Here is a 19,338-nt window from a genome sequence, read left to right on the forward strand (position 1 = left end):
TATGGTTGTCGTCGACGATGACGCCTTGGTGGCCATTGTTGTTCAGCGACGCACGTCTATGCGGCCAACCTGAGCGACGATCGTGCTATCGAGAGTAGGCTTCGTGAAGACGAAAACAATAGTTTCGATGCATCTAAAGCGTTGCTATAAAGGCAACGCTCAGGCAAGAATGGCTCAGAATACCTGTCGGATGAATCATATGGCGCAGTCGGGAACGACCGAAGCACACCTCAATGTCCGCTGGCTCCACTATTTCCATGCCGCTCTCACGGCCGGTTCGATAAGAGCCGCGTCGGATCGGCTCGATGTGGAGCCTTCCGTCATCAGCCGTCAGATTCGTCAACTCGAGCAGGCTGTCGGCATGTCGCTGATCGAACGGCATGGTAGAGGCGTCAAAGCCACCGAGGCGGGGAACATTCTGCTCGACTTCTACCGGGAGCGGGACGTCGCCGAGCAGACGCTATTCGGACAGCTCGCCGAGATGGATGGCCTACAGCGCGGCCATATCAGCCTGTCGATCAGCGAGGGCTACAGCGATCAATTGATGAGCGGTGTCATGAACGATTTCTGCGCGCGTCATCCGCAATTGACGATCGAGCTCAATCTGGCAGCAGTCAACGATGTGGTCAGGCAGGTCTACGAAGGCCAAGCGCACATCGGGGTGGCCTACGCGCCGAGACTGATACCCGGCGTCACATCGGCGGCGTCCGCACGGCAACCACTCTGCGCGGTGGTGCATCCGCAGCACCCGCTCACCCGACTACCCCAGCCTTTGGCGCTCGATGAGGTACTCAAATGGCCGTTGGGGCTTGCCAGCCATGGCTATGGCATTCGTCAGTTGATCGATGCCGTGGAAGTGATGAGCAAATGTCATTTTCGCCCCAGCCTGGTGAGCAACTCGCTGGCCACGCTAAAGCAATACGTGAGCTCCGGAAACGGTGTCACCTTCATTGGCCACGTGGCACTGCTGCACGAGATCCGCCGCCAGCAGCTCGTGGCACTGAAGATTGATCATCCGGTGTTCGCCGACGCGGAGACTCACGTGATCGTACGTCAGCATCGTCCGCTGTCACCGGCCGCCAAGCAGTTGTTGACGGAAATTACGCATCTATGGCCGTTCGACGGGCAACCAGGTCTGAGTGTCTGATCTACCTCAACACCGCGGCGTCGGGAACGCCATGACCTCGGCGATCGACTCCTTGTTCAGCGCCAGCTGAATCAGGCGATCGACACCCAGCGCCACGCCGCTGCCGGCGGGCATCCCGGATTCGAGCGCGGCAACCAGCCGCTGATCTGGATCGACGCTCGGCTTGCCCAGCGCCTCGCGTTGACGGTTGTCATCCGCGAAGCGCTCACCCTGCTCGGCGGCGTCGGTGAGTTCGTCGTAACCGTTGGCAAGCTCGAGCCCGTGGAGATAGATCTCGAACCGCGCGGCGACTTTGACGCCATCCTCGGGATCGAGCCGCTTGCGCGCCAGCGCGGCCTGAGAGGCCGGATAGTCGACGACCGCATCGATACCCTCTCGGCCCAGCTGCGGTTCGATGACGAAGCTCATCAGCAGGTCGAGGCAGCCGTCACGGTCCGCGTCATCCATCGCCAGTCCACCGACTTGCCCGGCCAGCCGACGCAAGTCCGCCAGCGATGTCGTGAACGGGTCGACATCGAGCGTCTCGCGAAAGAGCTCCCGATAGCGGCGCTGGCGCAAGGGGCCCGGGTCGGTCGGCAGCACTGCACGAATCAGCGCTCCGCACTCGTCGATCAATGCCGTCAGCGACAGACCGGGCCGATACCATTCGAGCATGGTGAATTCGAGATTGTGGCGCCGCCCCACTTCACCGTCGCGGAAGCTGCGCGCCAGCTGGAAGATCGGCCCGCTGCCCGCTGCCAGCAGCCGCTTCATGTGGAACTCCGGCGAGGTCTGCAGCCAAAGGTGTTCGCGACCGGCTGGCGTCGTTGCCGTCAGTGACAGAGAGTCCAGATGCGGGTCGGTACTGCCGCCGTGACCGAGAATCGGCGTCTCCACTTCCAGCACGCCTCGTTCGGAGAAGAAGTGCCGAATGGCGGTCAATAGCCTGGCACGCTCGCGCAGTGTGTCGAGATTTGCCGTGGGCTGCCAGTCGATAGACACGATTTCACCTCTATAACGGCAAAAGCCACGCTTGAGCGTGGCTAATAGAATCCGGCCATGCGGCCATCAGATACGGAGTCCTCTCCGAGCGCGCGCCTGACAAGGCGAATTTAAGCGCTGTCAGGCGCGAGCGCAGGTAGGACTCAAGCCCGGGAGACGTACTCGCCCGAGCGCGTATCGACTTTCAGCACTTCGCCCTGATTGATGAACAGCGGTACGCGAACCACGGCGCCGGAAGAAAGCGTTGCCGGCTTGGAGCCGCCCTGCGCGGTGTCACCCTTGAGGCCCGGATCGGTCTCGACCACTTCAAGCTCGAGGAAGTTGGGCGGAGAGACGGCAATGGCGTTATCGTTCCACAGCGTGACGGTATAGACGGCCTGTTCCTTGAGCCACTTCTCGACGTCGCCGATGGCCTTCTTGTCGACCGCATACTGCTCGAAGGAGCCATCGGTCTTCATGAAGTGCCACATGTCGCCGTCGGTGTAGACGTACTCCATGTCCAGATCCATGACGTCGGCGCCTTCCAGCGACTCGCCGGACTTGAAGGTGCGCTCCCAGACGCGGCCGGTGATCAGGTTGCGCAGCTTGACGCGGTTGAAGGCCTGGCCTTTGCCGGGCTTGACGAATTCGTTCTCGAGAATGTTGCACGGGTCGCCATCCAGCATGACCTTCAGGCCGCCCTTGAATTCGTTGGTAGAATAGTTCGCCATGATTCCTCACTAGTAACCGTTCGCGGGCCGTCCGCGACGAAAAACCCCATTTCCGCGCGATGCCTGACCGGCAAGCGCTCTGATTTCGAGTGGCCAGCATGATAACCCGAACCCCGATCGCTGTGCATTGCGAAGAGGTCGAACCCGAAGCGCCCGTGTCCGATACATCGGTGGGCGACTGGCAGCAGCAACTGCGCGACGTGATCCGCGACCCGGCCGAGCTCTGTCGGCATCTGGGGCTGGATTTCGAATGGTTGTCGGGCGCCAGACGCGGGCACGATCTGTTTCCGGTGCGCGTGCCGCTGGCTTATCTCTCGCGGATTCGGCGCGGCGATCCGAACGACCCCCTGCTGCGCCAGGTCCTGCCGCTGGGCGCGGAAGGCGATGCCGTACGGGGCTATGTCGATGATCCGCTGGAAGAGCGCGACCACACGCCCCGACCGGGACTGATTCACAAATACCCCGGCCGGGCGTTGCTGATTGCCAGTCCGACCTGTGCGATCAATTGCCGTTACTGCTTCCGCCGTCATTTCCCCTACGCCGACAACGCGCCATCAATGCGGGAGTGGGAACGGACACTGAATTACCTGCGCGAAGACGACTCGATCCAGGAAGCGATCCTTTCCGGCGGCGATCCGCTAGCCTCGCCGGATCGTCGGCTGGCCGCGCTCGTCGCACGGCTGGACGCGATTCCCCATCTCAAGCGGCTGCGCATTCATACCCGCTTGCCGGTGGTGATCCCCGATCGCGTCAACGACGCGCTGCTCGAATGGCTCGGTAGCACTCGCTTGCAGAAGGTGATGGTGCTGCATATCAATCACGCCCAGGAGATCGACGAAGCGGTGGTCGCGGCCTGCGTTCGACTCAAGGCGGCCGGCGTCACGCTGCTCAACCAGAGCGTGCTGCTGCGCGGGATCAACGACGACGTGGATACGCTAGTTGCACTCTCGGAGCGCCTGTTCGAGGCCGGAATCCTGCCCTATTACCTGCATGTGCTCGACCCGGTATCGGGCGCGGCGCATTTCGACGTGCCCGACGACGAGGCCCGCGATCTGGTGGATGCCTTGCGTCAGCGACTGGCCGGCTTCCTGATGCCGCGACTGGTCCGCGAGGTGCCCGGCGAACGGAGCAAGACACCGCTCTGAGTTACTTGTCGATCATCCACTCGAGGGCCGCGCCCCGGCCCTCGCCTCGACTCTCTCCTCACCCTATCGGCAGCGTGACATGAACACTCAGGCCGCTGGCGACCGGCAGGGAGGTTTCGTCGAGACGGATCTCTCCGCCAAGCCGTTCGGCCAGCTCCTGAACGATCGACAGCCCCAGCCCCGACCCGCTGGTTCGCTGTCCGGCCAGGCGCACGAAGCGCTCGAATACCCTCTCGCGCTCGGCGACCGGAATCCCCGGCCCACTGTCGGCAATCTCGATGTGCAACCGGTCTTCGGCTTGCCGCATCCGCAGGCAGACTTCGCCCCCTTCCGGGGTGTAACGCAGCGCGTTGTCCAGCAGATTGCGCAGCAGCACGTAAAGGCCGTTTTCATAGCTGACGACTTGCAGCTCAGCGGGAATCTGCTGGGTGAACTCGATCCTGCGGCCATCGACCAGCGGCTGCATGTCCCGCTGTAGCTCTCTTCCCAGCCGGGTCAGATCCACCGCCTGCCGATTCATGCCCTCACCGCTCTCGAGCCGGGAGAGTGTCAACAGCTGCTCGACGACACGGGTCATCCGGTCGACCCCGTTGATGATCGAGCGGGCGCCGCGCTGGGAGCGCGCTTCGGTGGTATCCGTCATCAGGTTCTGCGCGTGCACCTTGATCGCTGCCAGAGGCGTACGCAGCTCGTGGGCGGCGTTGGCGGTGAAGCGACGCTCCTTTTCCAGCGTTTCGGCCAGGCGACCGAACAGACCATTGAGCGCATCGACCATGCCGCGAATTTCATCCGGCGCCTCGCTGCCGTCGATGGGTTCCAGATAGCTCGGCTGGCGAGCAGTGATCTGGCGACTGATGCGCAGCAAGGGAGAAAAGCCACGCGCGACGACGAAGGGAATCAGCATCGCGATCAGCAGCACGCCGATCACCGGCGGCATCAGGTTGCGCAGCGCAATCTGCCAGGTCAGCTCGTCGCGCACGTCGTCGCGCTGGGCGGCGCTCGCCCAGACGCCGTGGACCTCGTCATACAGCGTGAACGTGCGCCAGTCGTGGCCCTCTCCCTCGGTATGGGCATAACCGGGCGCTGGAATCATCGTCTCGAGCACACCGGGCGTTCTCATGCCCAGCAAGGCGTGGCCCTCGTCGTCCCAGATCTGGAACCCCAGCTTCTTCTCGTAGGGATGTCCCAGCGGGGTCGGTTCGTCGGTGGGATTGTCCGGCAGCATGACGGGCTGAAGCTGCAGGTCGTGAATCATCTCCTGCGGATCCCGACCCTGATCGCCGCGATACTCGAAATAGAGCGCGACCATCGTTCGCGTCGTCTGCGCCAGTTCGGCGTCGAACAGTTCGTTGATCTGATCGCGAGTGTCGTGATAGCTCCAGAGCGCAGCCAGCGAGGTGATCAGTGTCACCGATATCAGCAGAACCCGTCTGAGGTAACGACGAATGGATCTCAACCCGCGGCTCCCAGCCGATAACCGACGTTACGCACGGTCGCCACCACGCCGCTGCCGAACTTCCGGCGCAGATGATGAACGTGGACTTCGATGACGTTGCTCTCGACCTCGGCGTCCCAGCCGTAGAGCACCTCGACCAGTTGATCGCGCGTAAACACCTGCCCTGGATGCGTCATCAGGTACGCCAGCAGGTCGTGCTCGCGGCGCCCCAGCGCCACCACCGCGTGGTCGAAGCGAATCTCGTGCGCTGCCGGGTCCAGCATCAGTCGGCCGCAGGTCACCACCGGCGATGCACGACCGGCACTTCGCCGTACCAGTGCACGTAACCGCGCCAGCAGTTCGCCGTTGTCGAAAGGCTTGACGAGATAGTCGTCCGCCCCGCCGTCGAGCCCCCGGATACGATCGACCACGTCGTCCCTCGCTGTGAGGATCAACACCGGAATCTGGCTTTGCGCTTCCCGCAGCTGCTTGAGCACCTCGAAGCCATCGATGTCCGGAAGGCCCAGGTCCAGTATCAGCGCATCGAAAGTGGACCCCTCGAGAGCCTCGCAGACTCCGCGCCCCTCGATGAGCCATTCAGGCACCATCTGTTCACGGCGCAGTACATCGACGACCCCCTCTCCCAGCAACGGATCGTCTTCAACCAGCATTACCCTCATGGCGTTCTCTCTAACTGTCGCCACTCCTGGCGAAACTCGGCTTTCAAAACGTTGCCTTAACAATACAACGACATCGCCGGATTGGTTCCCGCCGTGCTGACATGACACTGTCACGTGTCAGCCGGACAATTTGAAACATAAGTGACCGCTAACACCGCAGATCACTAAGCCGGCGTTAAGAATAGGCTGTCATAGTGACGCCTCCGACAGGACGAGCAAAGTCGACGCTTTGAAAACCAACGGGATTTCATCATGCTCGAACTACCCAAGTTATCACTTGTCATCACTGTCCACGATGCCTCTCATGAGGTCGGTCGGGTCGTGGCCGAGGCATCCAGCGCACTTCGCCACGCTGCCGGCCTGGAATTCATCGTCATCGACGACGCCACCTCCGAAAGCGACGAGGATGCGTTGTCACGGCTGGCGGTCAATGACAGCCGGGTCAGGCTCTATCGCCAGGCCACGGCTATCGGCGCCGACGCGGCGCTATGGCAAGCCGGCAGGCTCGCCCGGGGAGAGTGGATCGCAACGCTCGATGCCCAGGGTCGAGACGATCCCCATGACATTCCCGAGATGCTCGGCGAGGCCCGGCATCAAGGCTTGACGCTGGTCGAGGGCATCCCGCTCGATCCGCGTTGCCGCTGGAGAAGGTCACTCTTTCGCGCGTTCCGGAGCTTGGGCATCGAGCTCGCGGGCAGCGAGCGGGCCGGCCTGCGTCTGATTCGTCGCGACGTGCTGATCGCGCTGCCGTCCGTCGACCGGCTGCACCGCTTTCTCCCCCTGCTGATTCGGCGAAGCGGTGGCCACATCGGTAGCTACCGCGTCAATCTGCGCCACGGGACACAAGCTGCCCGCTCTTCGCTCTGGCATCTTCCCGCCAATCTCGCGGGGCATGCCCGCGACTGGCTGGGCATGTGGTGGCTATCGCGACGCTGGCACGCCCAGCGAATCACGGGGAAACGTCGGGTTCGCGGCTACGCTCGCTGAGGTTTCATCCGCGCCCTGTCACTGATAGCGCCGCCCCTGATGCTCCAGCCAGCCGCCGATTTCGGTGCCGCCGGGATCGTGGTGGGTCCAGTGAATGACGCCGCCCTGGGCATTCCACACGTATTCGCCGCGAAAGCGTAGGCGATCGCCCACTTCGATCCGTTCGACGCGTGGAGCAATGTCGATATTGTGGGCGATCAGCAGCGTCTGGCCGGTATCCAGCACGACGATGATCCGCTGGTGACGGCTGCCTTCCCGATCATCCGCCAACATCCGCACGATCCGCCCTGACGCCTCGACCCAGAACCCTTCCCGATGCGTGTCGAAGGCACGCTGAAGCGTCGCCTCGGCGCTGGCCTGCGCTCCGGCATCCGACGAAAGACGAGCACCAGTCTGAGACAGAGGCTCGCTCGAGCCTCCGCCGCCCACATTCCCGCCCCCGTATTCAACCAGTTGGCTGGCGAGTGCCGCGATGAAAATGGCGATCAGCAACCCCGCCAGCATCGGCCGACGTCGTGCCTTGATGAATCCTCGTCGCATCTCTCTCGTTACCGTGAAGTCGTGATGAGTTCAGCCCGATCTCGACAAAAGTCTGCAAGATAACACATGAAACCGGGCCCCATTGGGCCCGTTCGAGGAAGATGTCCATCGACGGAACGTCGATGGAAAAGCCGCGGTAACGCGCAAATCGGATGCGCAGGACAGCTGACAAACGGACAAAAAGAAGCCGGACCCAATACAGGCCCGGCCTACGCTGTGCGCCCATCCTGGGCTACTAGCTCAGAGTTCGATATCCCGATAGAGTTCCATGAAAACGCAAAAAAACTCGCCGCGGCGATGGCTGCCCGGTTAGTCATCACTCTCATCGAGACCTTGGGCGCCCCGTTTCCAGAGCCCGATCAATGACCTGGGTGCGGCGCTCTCCTCCAGCTCCCACTCCTTTTCGGGTCGATCGGAGGACATTTTCAGCGTCACCCGGAAGGATCGCCTGTCGGCCCCGGCCGCTGGCAAAGCGCCACGTCGATGATCGAGCTCCTCGAGCACCGCCTGGAGTCTCAGCCGCTGGCACTCGGTCAGTTCCCGGCAGTCAATCCGCCGCGGGGCGGACAAGCCGGGCGTGACCACGAAGCCGCCCTCCCGAGTGACCAGCAGCACGCTGGTCGGCTCGAGCTCGAGGCCCGCGCTGTCGTTCATGAGAGAACCCCTACCTCGACCCAGGCCCGATTGACGGCCTGCATGACCTCGCTGTCGTTGCCGAAGCGTTTCGCCGCACAGTCGACCGTAAGCTGGGCGAACTGGGCGAAATTGCCATCGCGCTGCAGGCGCGGATCGGTGAGCGCGTCGAACCAGACCGGGCCCGCCTTCTCCCAGGCGAAGCCACCCAGCCCCGTCGCCGCGAGAAAGAAGGCACGGTTGGGAATACCGGAATTGATATGCACGCCGCCGTTGTCCGAGGACGTGCGCACGAAATCGTCCATATGGCCCGGCTGAGGGTCCTTGCCGAGCACGGGGTCGTCGTAGGCGCTGCCCGGATTGGCCATCGAGCGCAGCGCGAGGCCGTTGACGCGATCAGTGAGCAATCCTTCCCCGATCAGCCAGTCGGCTTCCTCCACGCTCTGCTCGAAGTGGTGCTGCTTGACCATGGCGCCGAAGACGTCCGCCAGGGATTCGTTGAGCGCGCCGGACTGATCGGCATAGACGAGACCAGCCTCGCGCTCGATGACGCCATGAGTCAATTCATGGGCGACGACATCGAGCGCGGCAGTGAAACGGTTGAACAGCTCGCCGTCGCCGTCACCGAACACCATCTGGGCTCCGTTCCAGAAGGCGTTGTCGTAGTCTTCGCCGTAGTGCACCGTCCCCAGCAATGCCATGCCCTCGCCATCGATGGAGTCGCGCTCGAAGACCTGCCAGTAGAAAAGGTAGGTGGCACCCAGCCACCGGTAGGCTTCGTCGACGACGACATCGCCGCTATCCGGATCGCCCTCCTGGCGAACCAGGTCGCCGGGTAGCGTCTGCTGATTGCCTGCCGAGTAGATATAGCGTGCGACCTCGCCGGGCCGGCTGCCATCCGCGGGTCGCGCCGCTGGCGGTGCCGCATTGCGCAACCGGAACTGTGCATCGGCCTGCAGGGTCAGGCGTGCGCACTGCTGTAGCCGCGCGTTGCCATGCGACATGATGCGTTCGAGAACATGGGGCGGCATGAAGCCCGCGAAAGGCGTGGAACCGTCCAATCCAGCCATGCGATCACCTCCTGTGCGTCAGAGCTTGGCTCTCACAGTGTGGTTCAATCTTTCCCATGTGGCCGCTGCGTCACTGTTCCTTTTTGTCAAGAAACGCCCATACCGCCTGCATCGCGGGCCACATGACGTTGCCATGGCTGGCGCCCTTGAATGAGCGATGGTCGATGATCCAATCGGCGTGTCGAGTTTGCAGCCACTGCGCAAAGCAGACCACGTTGTCGCACATTGCCGGCACGGACGTGGATGGCGCATCGGTGGTTTCTGCAAATGCCGGCCTCTGCCCCCGCTCCTGATCACCCGCGCCCAGCAGCACCCGCGTCTTTCCGCTGGCTCCTGCCGAGGGGAGCGCGTACAGGAACCCGTCTCCCCACCATAGTGATGGGCTGATGGCGAGGTAATCGCTGAACAGTCGGGGGCGAGTCAGTGCGGTATAGAGCGCGAACAGGCCACCATAGGAGTGACCGAGCAGCGCCCGACGCGAGGCATCGACATCGAACCGGGCGGCGATCTGCGGCAACAGCTGGTTCTGAAGAAAGTCCTGGAATTGCCCCGCGCCGCCGACCGGCCGGCCCCGGGAGTCGACCTCGGGCATGCCCGGCACCGCCGGCGTATAGTCTTCGCTACGCGCTTCGCTGTCGAAGCGACGGGTATCGGGATATCCCACTCCCACGATCAGCCAGGGGCTGGTGCCGCCGTCGGGCCCGCGCAGCGTCAGGCTGTCACGCCCCACCACTGCCAGCGGAAAGCGTGCGTTGCCATCGAGGACATAAAGCACCGGATAGCCACCGACCGGCGGCGGCGAATCCGGTATCGAGACCTGAATCAGATAGTCACGCCCGGTGGCCTCGCCATGGAGCGTCCATTGCTGCGTGTCGGTCAATGTCACGGGGGCAGCGGTCACGGTGGGCTCCTCAGCGACGGCGGCAGGCATGATGAAAACGGCCGCCCATGACAGGCAGCCGAGAATCCAGAGACGTAATGCATCAGAAGTCATAACGCAGTGACGCGACGACATTGGCCGGCGCCCCGTACATGTTGAAAGTCCCTACCGACCCGACTCGCTCATAGTAGGTCTTGTCGAAGATATTATTGAAATTGAGCTGGCCTTTGAGATTGGACGTGAAGTCATAGCCGACCATGGCATCCACCACCGCATAGCCCGGCGCCTCGATACTGATGGGCGCTCTTGCGGAGGTGGCCGTCTGGAAATCGCTCAGTGCGGTGACCCCGCCGCCGATATGGAAGCCATCGAGTACACCGCCTTCGAAGCCGTACTGAGTCCAGACGTTGAACTGATTCTTCGGCATCAGCACGAAGGCCGTATCATCCGATCCCTCGTTTCTGACATCGATATCGAGATAGGTGTAGCCAACGATGATGTCCCAGTTCGGCAACGGCGTGCCTGTCAGTTCGAACTCAGCGCCTTGCGTGCGTGTTTTACCGACAGAGGCGTAGACGCCGCTTACGGTTGTGCCGTTTTCCACTAACGGAGCGGCTCGATTGTCATCGTACAAGCGGAAGGCGGATACACGCGCATTCAGGTCGCCATGGAAATAGCTGCCCTTGATGCCGATTTCATACTGTTTGCCTTCACGCGGTTCGAGCAGCCCACCGTCGGCATCCGTGTAAGTCTGGGGATTGAAGACTTCGGAGTAGCTGGCGTACAGCGAATGACGATCGTCGAGATCGAACACGGCTCCCGCATAGGGCGTGAACTTGCTGTCATCGCTGCGGCTGGCAACGGCATCATCATCCGTATGGTCAGTGACACGAGCCTGATAGGAGCTGACCCGACCGCCGGCGATCAGCGCCAGCGGCTGGATCGGCCGGAAAGTCAGCTTCGAGTACAGACCATATTCCTCTAGCGTCTCGCGATCATCCGTGCTGACTGTCCCCACGTCGGAGACATCGACATAAGCGATGTCATTGATCTGGCCCAGCGTCGTATTGCCCAGCACCGAGACGGCCTGGAAGGTCTCGGTCTCGTAACGCTTGTAGTCCGTTCCCACGACGAACTCGCTGACGTTGCCCAAGGCTTCGAACGGCTGACTGTAGCTGGCGTCCATCGACAGGGATTGCTGATCGACATCACCGCCAAGGCCTCGCGCCGTAAAAGTGCCATCCTCCGCAATACCGGAAATGCCGTAGGCGTAGTTGAAGTCCGCATCACGGGTCGAATAGCGCGCGGCAATGCGACCGTAGCCACCGTTGTCGAACCGATGGGTCAGCTCGGCGATGTAGTCATTGCTCTGCATCTCGAAGCGATTCCAGTCCGCCCCGGCAAAGGTGGAGCGAGTGACATCGAGCAGATTGCCGTTGGCATCGGTCGGCAGTCCGTTGTTGGGCACCAGGTCCCGATGCTGGCGTAGAAAGGCGAACGACAGCAAAGTGTCCTCGTCGAGGTCGATGTCGAGCGCGCCGTAGAAGGTCTGATTGGTATTTTCGTTGTCGTCGACATAGCCGTTGGTGTCGTCGTTACTGACCACCAGACGCCCGCGAACTCGGCCAGCGGCGTCGATCGGCCCCGAGATATCGGTCTCGAGATAGTTCTGATCCCAACTGCCGTAGCGGCCGGCCACGTGGCCCTGGAAATCCTCGGTCGGTCGCTTGCGCACCAGGTTGATGATGCCGCCCATCTCGCTGGTGCTGTTGAAAAGCCCCGATGGCCCGCGCATGACCTCGACGCGGTCGAATGCCGCCAGGTTGGGCACGGTACCGACAATGCTGGCCATCGGCGCCGGCAGGCCATCGATGTTGTACTCATCGTATTCGTAGCCGCGGGCGTAGATCGACGAGCGGCCACTGTCGTTGGGCAGCACACGCATCCCGGGCGTCCGTTTGGCCATCTCGTCGAGCGTATCGAGATTCTGTGACTCGATCGCCTCGCGAGTCACCACGCTCACCGACTGGGGTATGTCCCGCAGCGCGGCAGGCGTCTTGGTGCCTACCGTCGCTGCATCCACCGCATAACCGCCGGTCATTTCGGACGGCAGCATCTCGTAGAGGCGGTTGCCTTTGACGGTCAAGGTTTCGAGTGATGTATCCCCGACCGACCGGGGTTCCTGGGCCTGTGAAGCGGCCCAAGGCGCGGAGAGGCTCAGGCCAACGGCGACCGGCACGCAGTAGCAAAAGCGCTGGGGATGGCGAATCATGGTGTCGTTCCTTGCTCCCACGCCCGTAAATCTTTATCGGAAACCGGACGTTCATGATAATGAGAATGAGTTGCAAATGAGGTTGGCGACACGCATTATTCCAGAAGATTCTCTACCTCACCTGTGGGAAACCTCCAATTACCTTTGCCTGACAGCCAAACGTGATCTCTTCTCATTTCACCCTCCCGCCTCGCCCAGAAGCGCTTGGGCATGACGCACTGAGGCACCACGCTATCCATCTCGGACGCGACTATCGTATCGACAGCGTACCGGGGGAGCCGCTGCTCGACGGCAATTTTGGCGTGGATGTGATCGAAGAGGAATTGGTGCTGCGCCATGCCGCGATCCGCAATCGCCATCGCATGAGCAATCATGCAGAAATGATGCCTGGCTTGAAGCTGATCCTGTTCATGGCCGGTATGGTCGACGTGCGCTTCGACGGCCGCCCAATGCCACTCGCCTCGGAACGGCCGACGGCCCTACTGGTCCATCTGCGGGAAGCCGCAACGTTCGAGCGCCACGCTCTGGCCGGTACCCACGAATTCAGTTTAACGCTGACCTTGTCGCCAGCCTGGCTTCAGACATCGCCGGAAACGGCACGTCTGCTCGATGACCTGCCACACCTGGGGCTACGCCAATGGCAACCTAGCGCCGGCTTGTTGACGCTGGCTCGCACCCAGCTTTCGACCCCTCGCGCCGCTGACGATTTTTCCACTCGCCTGCGACGTGAAGGGTTGGCGCTGACCATGGCCGGCGAAGGCTTGGCACCGCTGTTGCGGACATCGGACAGAGACAGCAGAGAAACCCGCCAGCAACGGCGACTGTGGGATTTCATCGAAGGCGGGAGTGGCGATACCAAGACCCTCACGGAGATCGCCGGACATCTAAACATGAGCGTGAGCACACTGCAGCGGCTCAGCCAGCAGCGTTATGGAATGCCGTTGCAGCGTCACCTGCGTCAGCGGCGTCTGGACGCGGCAAACCGGGCTCTACAGGATAGCCATGTCAGCGTCAGCGAGGCCGCCGAACTCGCCGGCTACAACGATGCTACCAACTTCGCCACCGCGTTCCGCCGCACCTTCGGCATCACACCCCGTCAGGCACGGGAACGCCAGCGTTAGCGCTCGCCGGCGAATCGGAAAGGAAAAATCAGGCCGTTCCTGGCGAGGCGCTGCCACTCCGCGACAAGCCATAATCGCCGGGCTTGGCCACGCCTTCCAGCCGACCGAGCTGATCGAGATCGTGTCGTCCCAGTACCAGATCGAGACGACGCTGCCGGCTATTGGCATTGAGCACCATATGGACCTGCGAGGGCCGCCCTTTGGCATCCAGACGTTGAACCCAGGCCAGGGCGCCGCTGGAATATCGCACCAGCGAGCCTACTGGCGTGATGCCGAAGAGACGCACATAGCGTTGTGCCCAGACATTGTCGAAGAGCGCGGCGTTCCCCAGCACATGGCGATAAGCATTGACCAGGGGCCAGGCGTCGCGGTCCGCGCGCGGGCGCGTCAGCGCATCGATGACATCGACCACTGCCACCATCCGACCCAGATCATCGATCGCTTCGGCGCGCAGCCCGCGAGGATAGCCGCTGCCGTCGAGCCGTTCGTTGATCTGTTCGACCACCGACGTGGCGACATCCGTCGAAAGCCAGCGACAATCGGCCAGCCGCTCGCTGATCAGTTGGACATGCCCCGGCAATAGCGCCCGCTGGGCGTCGCTCAACGGGACGCGGCTCTCGAGCAGCGTGGCAGGCAACGACGCCTTGCCGAGATCGTGGATCAGGGCGCTGGCCGCGATCGCCTTGAGGGTACTGTCGTCGTAGCCCTGCCGGCGCGCCAGATCGACGGCACGAACCGCGACCGCCAGCGCATGCTGGACCTGGACCGGTTCGTTCTCGAGATATCCCAGCGCATAGAGCAGCGATTCCCGACTTTGCGCGCCAAGCGACAGCAGCGTGTCCGCATGTCGGGACAGCAAAGATGAGGCAATCAGGCCACCATTCTGAAGCTGCAGGCTCTGCGCGTTCAGATAGTCGGCGATCTTCCGCAGTCGCCGGACGACCGTATTGTCAGCGCCCGCGACTGGCGCCGGGGCGGTCAGGATCGACTTGACCGGTTGCGGCCGGCGTCCCTGCGGCAGCATGAACAGCGAAGAAGGCTCGAGCGGCTTGTCGCTGATCGAAGCCTTGCGTGCACCCTCGCGTTCGATTTCCTTGACGCAGTGCCAGAGTTGCCGCTCGCTGTCGATCGGCAATTCATCGAACTCGCAGCCGATCAGCGCCATCGTCCAGTCGTCATCGGTGCGTACATGACGGATATGCCCCTTGAGCTTGAGACGCTGCCGATTGGGGAAGCGTAGCTCGAGAGCCTCGATCAGCTGGCCGGGCGTCAGCGCCACGGCATCCACCAGACGCATGGCGAGAAGGCATCCGCCCAGCGAGAGATTGCGGATTTCGGTATCGATGACAGGTCCATCCGCCGTCAGGGTGAGACGCGTCTCGACGCCCATCTCGGCCCGCAGCGGGGCGCGAAAGGTACCGCGCCGGTGAATGGTGCTGATGTATTCGGGGTAGGTGCAGCGAAACTGTATCCGCTGCGCATCTTCCAGGGGCTCGATCACCGTGAGCGGCGCGGTGCGAACCAGCGCTCCGCTGACATGACCGATGAGATGAAACTCGCCCCCCCGAGTGAGCGACTTCGCCAGCGCCGGCACCGCGGACACGTCGATGACCAGCGCCTGACCGATGACGACGTGATCCAGTATTACCGGCCAGGAAGTGCTACCGGCAGCGTCGAACGCCAGATTCGCGCCACCCTGAAGGCATAGTGGCTCGAGCCACTCCCATATGGCTTTAGCTTGGTGGATATCCGTGGAAGCAGAGTCGGTCATGAGTTTTCGATAATGCGTGGTCGATGACAAACGGCGAATGACAAAGCGCTGATGGCCAAAGGATCAATGGCGAAGAGCCAATGATAAAGCAGTCAGGCGTGGCCGCGTCACGGCCGGCGAGCAAGCAGTGTAACTTTTCGTTGCTGTCAAACAAAATAATTCAACCTCAACCGACTGACCCCCGGGAAACCCGGGAGTCCGCTCGGTCGGCGTGCCGGCCGTGGCCCCCCGCTCAATCTTCCGCCAAGGCCGCCAGATCGGATTCCGAATAGCCCAGCAGGTACAGAAGCCCATCGAGACCGCAGGCCGAAACCGATTGCTGCGCCTGCTGACGCACCAAGGGTTTGGCATGGTACGCCACGCCCATGCCGGCGACCGCCAGCATCTTGAGATCGTTGGCGCCATCGCCAACCGCCACGGTCTGGGCCAGATCCCAGCCTTCCCGTTCGGCGATCTGCCTGAGCATCATCGCCTTGCGGTCGGCATCGACGATCGGCTCCTGAACCTCGCCAGAGACCTTGCCGTCGCGAATGATCAGCTCGTTGGCGTGAATTTCATCGAAACCCAGCCGTTCCTGCAGGTAACGAGCGAAATAGGTAAAGCCGCCGGAGAGAATCGCGGTCCGATAACCCAGGTGCTTGAGATAACGCATCAATCGCTCCAGCCCCGGCATCAGCGGTAACGATTCGGCAATTTCCGCCAGCACCGACTCGTCGAGGCCTTCCAGCTTGCGCATGCGCTCGCGAAAGCTCTGCTGGAAGTCAAGTTCGCCCCGCATGGCACGCTCGGTTATCGCGGCGACCTCGTCATACACGCCATGACGCCGCGCCAGTTCGTCGATGACTTCCGCCTGGATCAGCGTCGAATCCATGTCGAAGCAGACCAGCCGGCGGTGCCGTCGCCACAGATTCGCCGGCTGCAACGCGACATCGACTCCGAAGCGATCGCTCAGCGCCAGGATCTTCTCGCGCAGAGACGCGGAATCGGCCACCGCGCCGCTGAGCCGCCATTCGAGGCAGGCACCGGCCGGCGAGCCGGCCGTGTCGAGCTGGCAGCCGGCCGACAACCGCTTGACCCGCTCGATGACCAGGCCCTGCTCAGCCGTCAGCGCGCCGACTTCCGCCATCACTTCCGCGGAGAGCGCCGGTGCCATCAAGGTCAGTACCCAGCGGGCATCCTTGGCGACATCCTTCCACAGCGCCTCGCTTTCGGCGGACACCTTCTCGACACGGCAATCCAGCCCGAACACGTCGCCAGCCGACGGCAGCAAGGCCTCGAGATCCTCGGCTGTTTCGACCAGCGCCTCCAGCGTCACTTCGCCGAAGGCGACATGCTGGTTCAGATCCAGCAGACGGCAATGGGCGCTGACCAGCGCCGTACCCAGTGCAGCCGTCTGGCCGGGCCGTGCAGGCCCGGTGGCTCGCACCACGAAACGTTGTGACATCTTTTCCCCACGTGGCGCCAGGCGGCGCCCTCTCTTTATCGATGAATCCGATTATCGATGAATCCGATGACCTGCCAGGAATAGCGCCTGTAACCGGCTATCACTACCCCTCGGTCATCGCTGTCTTGAACATCCGGCAGCGTCGGATGTCGTTCAGGACTCGACTTCGAGCCGGTCGACCTTCTGGAATCCACGCGCCAGCTTGCTGCCGCGACGACCACGCTCGCCGGTATAGTATTCGAGATCTGCCGTCTTCAGCGTCTGCTTGCGCTTGCCGGCGTAGACGATCAACGACGCGCCTTCCGGCAGCAGCACCAGGTCGCGCACGAACTCCTCCCGTCTCGCGGCCTTGGCCCCCGGGATATCGATCATCTTGTTGCCCTTGCCTTTTGCCATCTCCGGCAACTGCGACAGCGCGAAGACCAGCAGGCGCCCCTCGTTGGAGACGGCCGCCACCCGCACGCCGTCGCCCTCCGGAATCGCCTTGGGTGGCATCACGTTGCACCCCTTGGGCACCGAAAGTACCGATTTTCCGGCCTTGTTCTTGCCGAGCAGGTCCTCGACCCTGGCGACGAAACCGTAGCCGCCGTCGGACGCCAGCAGATAGCGCGCGCTGGGTACGTCCAGCATCAGCCCGACCATGCTCGAGCCGGCCGGCGGGTTGATCCGCCCGGTCACCGGCTCGCCCTGGCCGCGCGCCGAGGGCAGATTGTGGGCCGTCATCGTGTAGGCCCGACCGCTGTCATCGAGCAACACCAGCGGCTGGTTGGTCTTCCCTCGTGCTGCCAGGTGGAAGCTGTCGCCCGACTTGTAGGAGAGTCCGGCAGGATCGATATCGTGTCCCCGCGCCGCGCGAATCCAGCCTTTTTCGGACAGCACCACGGTCACCGGATCGGCGCCCACCAGTTCGACCTCGGAAAGCGCCCTGGCTTCGGCACGCTCCACCAGCGGCGAGCGGCGGGCATCGCCGTAGGCCTCGGCCGCTTCACGCAGCTCCTTCTCGACGAGATCGGTCATCGCCGCCTCGGAGCTCAGCAGCTTCTGGAGCTGTTTGCGTTCCGCTTCCAGCTCATCCTGCTCGCCGCGAATCTTCATCTCCTCGAGCTTGGCGAGGTGACGCAGACGCAGCTCGAGAATCGCTTCGGCCTGACGCTCGGTGATGCCGAACGCGTTCATCAAAGCCGGCTTGGGTTCATCCTCCTCGCGGATGATGCGGATCACCTCGTCGATGTTGAGATAAGCGACCAGCAGACCTTCGAGCAGGTGCAGACGATCCTCGACCTTGCCGAGACGGTGCTCCAGGCGCCGGCGCACGGTGGCACGGCGGAACGTCAGCCATTCGCCGAGCATGTCGTTGAGCGGCATCACCCGCGGCCGGCCGTCGAGCGCGATCACGTTGAGATTGACGCGAACGTTCTTCTCGAGGTCGGTGGTGGCGAACAGGTGCGCCATCAGCCCCTCGACATCGATACGGTTGGAACGCGGCTCGATCACCAGGCGCGTCGGTGTCTCATGGGTCGACTCGTCTCGCAGATCCGCCACCATCGGCAACTTCTTGGCCTGCATCTGGGCGGCGATCTGCTCGAGTACCTTGGCCCCGCTGACCTGATACGGCACCGCGGTGATCACGATGTTGCCATCCTCGCGCTCGTAACGGGCACGCAGCTTGACCGAGCCGCGGCCGGACTCGTAGAGCTTGCGCAGATCGGCCGCCGGCGAAATGATCTCGGCATCCGTCGGGAAATCCGGTGCCGGCAGATGCTGCATCAGATCCGCGACGCTGGCCTCTGGATTGCGCAGCAGATGGCAGGTCGCCTCGACCACCTCCACCACGTTGTGCGGCGGGATATCGGTCGCCATGCCGACGGCGATGCCCGTGCCGCCGTTGAGCAGCACGTGAGGAAGCCGCGACGGCAGCACCGCCGGCTCGTTCATGGTGCCGTCGAAGTTGGGCGTCCAGTCGACGGTGCCCTGCCCCAGCTCCGCCAGCAGCGTCTCGGAGAAACGCGACAGCCGGGCTTCGGTATAGCGCATGGCGGCGAACGACTTGGGATCGTCCGGGCTCCCCCAGTTGCCCTGGCCGTCGACCAGCGGATAGCGATAGCTGAACGACTGCGCCATCAGTACCATCGCCTCGTAGCAGGCGCTGTCGCCGTGAGGGTGGAATTTACCCAGCACGTCGCCGACGGTACGTGCCGACTTCTTGTACTTGGCATTGGCATTGAGCGACAGCTCGCGCATCGCATAGACGATACGTCGCTGAACCGGCTTCATGCCGTCGCCGATATGCGGCAACGCGCGATCGAGAATCACGTACATCGAATAATCGAGATACGCCTTCTCGGTGTACTCCTTGAGCGAAAGGCGTTCGACGTCGCCCTCCGCTACCTGAATATCCATGGTCATTATTGCCCCTTAGGAAAGTGGCTGCGCTCGCTCAGGCGTTGTTAAAAATCGTCTCAAAGTGCTCATTTACACCCTGTAAACTCCGCTTTTTCGACGATTTTTGCCTAGCCTGAGCT

General features: G+C 62.6%; 16 protein-coding genes. 4 read left to right on the forward strand and 12 right to left on the reverse strand.

From position 1 onward, the window contains the following. Window positions 1–199: 199 nt before the first annotated feature. Complete coding sequence (locus ACWHY3_RS13030) at window positions 200–1,147, forward strand: LysR family transcriptional regulator (RefSeq protein ID WP_303853345.1); 948 nt, start codon at window positions 200–202, stop codon at window positions 1,145–1,147. 6 nt (window positions 1,148–1,153) lie between these two features. On the opposite strand, the gene epmA is transcribed toward ACWHY3_RS13030, so the two are convergent. Further along, window positions 1,154–2,128, reverse strand: a complete 975-nt coding sequence (gene epmA / locus ACWHY3_RS13035; RefSeq protein ID WP_332779989.1) for an EF-P lysine aminoacylase EpmA — start codon at window positions 2,126–2,128, stop codon at window positions 1,154–1,156. Between the two features lie 143 nt (window positions 2,129–2,271). Next, a complete protein-coding gene (gene efp, locus ACWHY3_RS13040) occupies window positions 2,272–2,838 on the reverse strand; it encodes an elongation factor P (protein WP_071231664.1) in 567 nt (188 codons plus the stop codon). Window positions 2,839–2,936: 98 nt separating this feature from the next. On the opposite strand from efp, the gene epmB reads away from it, so the two are divergent. After that, complete coding sequence (epmB, locus tag ACWHY3_RS13045; RefSeq protein ID WP_303853341.1) at window positions 2,937–3,983, forward strand: EF-P beta-lysylation protein EpmB; 1,047 nt, start codon at window positions 2,937–2,939, stop codon at window positions 3,981–3,983. Window positions 3,984–4,041: 58 nt separating this feature from the next. Here epmB and ACWHY3_RS13050 read toward each other — a convergent pair whose 3' ends face one another. Beyond that, window positions 4,042–5,439, reverse strand: coding sequence for an ATP-binding protein (locus ACWHY3_RS13050; protein WP_448126701.1), 1,398 nt, complete (start codon window positions 5,437–5,439; stop codon window positions 4,042–4,044). Then, on the reverse strand, window positions 5,436–6,098 hold the full coding sequence (locus tag ACWHY3_RS13055) for a response regulator transcription factor (protein ID WP_303853339.1): 663 nt from the start codon (window positions 6,096–6,098) through the stop codon (window positions 5,436–5,438). Before ACWHY3_RS13055 ends, ACWHY3_RS13050 begins: the two co-directional genes overlap by 4 nt. 252 nt (window positions 6,099–6,350) lie before the next feature. Here ACWHY3_RS13055 and ACWHY3_RS13060 point away from each other — a divergent pair, with 252 nt between their 5' ends. Then, window positions 6,351–7,085 carry a glycosyltransferase family 2 protein gene (locus ACWHY3_RS13060; RefSeq protein ID WP_332779988.1) on the forward strand — a complete coding sequence of 245 codons (735 nt, stop codon included), beginning with the start codon at window positions 6,351–6,353 and terminating at the stop codon, window positions 7,083–7,085. 18 nt (window positions 7,086–7,103) lie between these two features. On the opposite strand, the gene ACWHY3_RS13065 is transcribed toward ACWHY3_RS13060, so the two are convergent. The 5 genes from ACWHY3_RS13065 to ACWHY3_RS13085 all read right to left on the reverse strand — a co-directional run bounded on the left by ACWHY3_RS13065 (window position 7,104) and on the right by ACWHY3_RS13085 (window position 12,480). Further along, window positions 7,104–7,625 (reverse strand): DUF3465 domain-containing protein, encoded by a 522-nt coding sequence (locus ACWHY3_RS13065; protein WP_303853335.1) that lies wholly within the window; start codon window positions 7,623–7,625, stop codon window positions 7,104–7,106. Between the two features lie 309 nt (window positions 7,626–7,934). Continuing rightward, window positions 7,935–8,279: a protealysin inhibitor emfourin gene (locus tag ACWHY3_RS13070; RefSeq protein WP_087719367.1), complete on the reverse strand. Its 345-nt coding sequence runs from the start codon at window positions 8,277–8,279 to the stop codon at window positions 7,935–7,937. Next, a complete protein-coding gene (locus ACWHY3_RS13075; RefSeq protein ID WP_303853334.1) occupies window positions 8,276–9,328 on the reverse strand; it encodes a M4 family metallopeptidase in 1,053 nt (350 codons plus the stop codon). The genes ACWHY3_RS13070 and ACWHY3_RS13075 overlap by 4 nt, the downstream gene beginning before the upstream one ends. A 70-nt stretch (window positions 9,329–9,398) precedes the next feature. Continuing rightward, window positions 9,399–10,229, reverse strand: coding sequence for an alpha/beta hydrolase (locus ACWHY3_RS13080; protein ID WP_303853332.1), 831 nt, complete (start codon window positions 10,227–10,229; stop codon window positions 9,399–9,401). A gap of 82 nt (window positions 10,230–10,311) precedes the next feature. Beyond that, entirely contained in the window at window positions 10,312–12,480 is a 2,169-nt protein-coding gene (locus ACWHY3_RS13085) for a TonB-dependent siderophore receptor (protein ID WP_448126702.1), read from the reverse strand. 161 nt (window positions 12,481–12,641) lie between these two features. Here ACWHY3_RS13085 and ACWHY3_RS13090 point away from each other — a divergent pair, with 161 nt between their 5' ends. After that, window positions 12,642–13,601: a helix-turn-helix transcriptional regulator gene (locus tag ACWHY3_RS13090; protein WP_448126703.1), complete on the forward strand. Its 960-nt coding sequence runs from the start codon at window positions 12,642–12,644 to the stop codon at window positions 13,599–13,601. A 28-nt stretch (window positions 13,602–13,629) separates the two neighbouring features. On the opposite strand, the gene ACWHY3_RS13095 is transcribed toward ACWHY3_RS13090, so the two are convergent. The 3 genes from ACWHY3_RS13095 to parC form a co-directional block, all read right to left on the reverse strand. Further along, window positions 13,630–15,372, reverse strand: a complete 1,743-nt coding sequence (locus ACWHY3_RS13095) for an HD domain-containing phosphohydrolase (protein ID WP_448126704.1) — start codon at window positions 15,370–15,372, stop codon at window positions 13,630–13,632. A 232-nt stretch (window positions 15,373–15,604) separates the two neighbouring features. After that, window positions 15,605–16,816, reverse strand: coding sequence for a phosphoserine phosphatase SerB (gene serB, locus ACWHY3_RS13100; protein ID WP_448126705.1), 1,212 nt, complete (start codon window positions 16,814–16,816; stop codon window positions 15,605–15,607). Window positions 16,817–16,969: 153 nt separating this feature from the next. Next, the gene (parC, locus tag ACWHY3_RS13105) at window positions 16,970–19,222 is read right to left on the reverse strand and encodes a DNA topoisomerase IV subunit A (protein WP_448126706.1); all 2,253 of its coding nucleotides are present in this window, start codon (window positions 19,220–19,222) and stop codon (window positions 16,970–16,972) included. Window positions 19,223–19,338: the final 116 nt, after the last annotated feature.

The organism is Salinicola sp. NYA28a, from assembly GCF_976982775.1.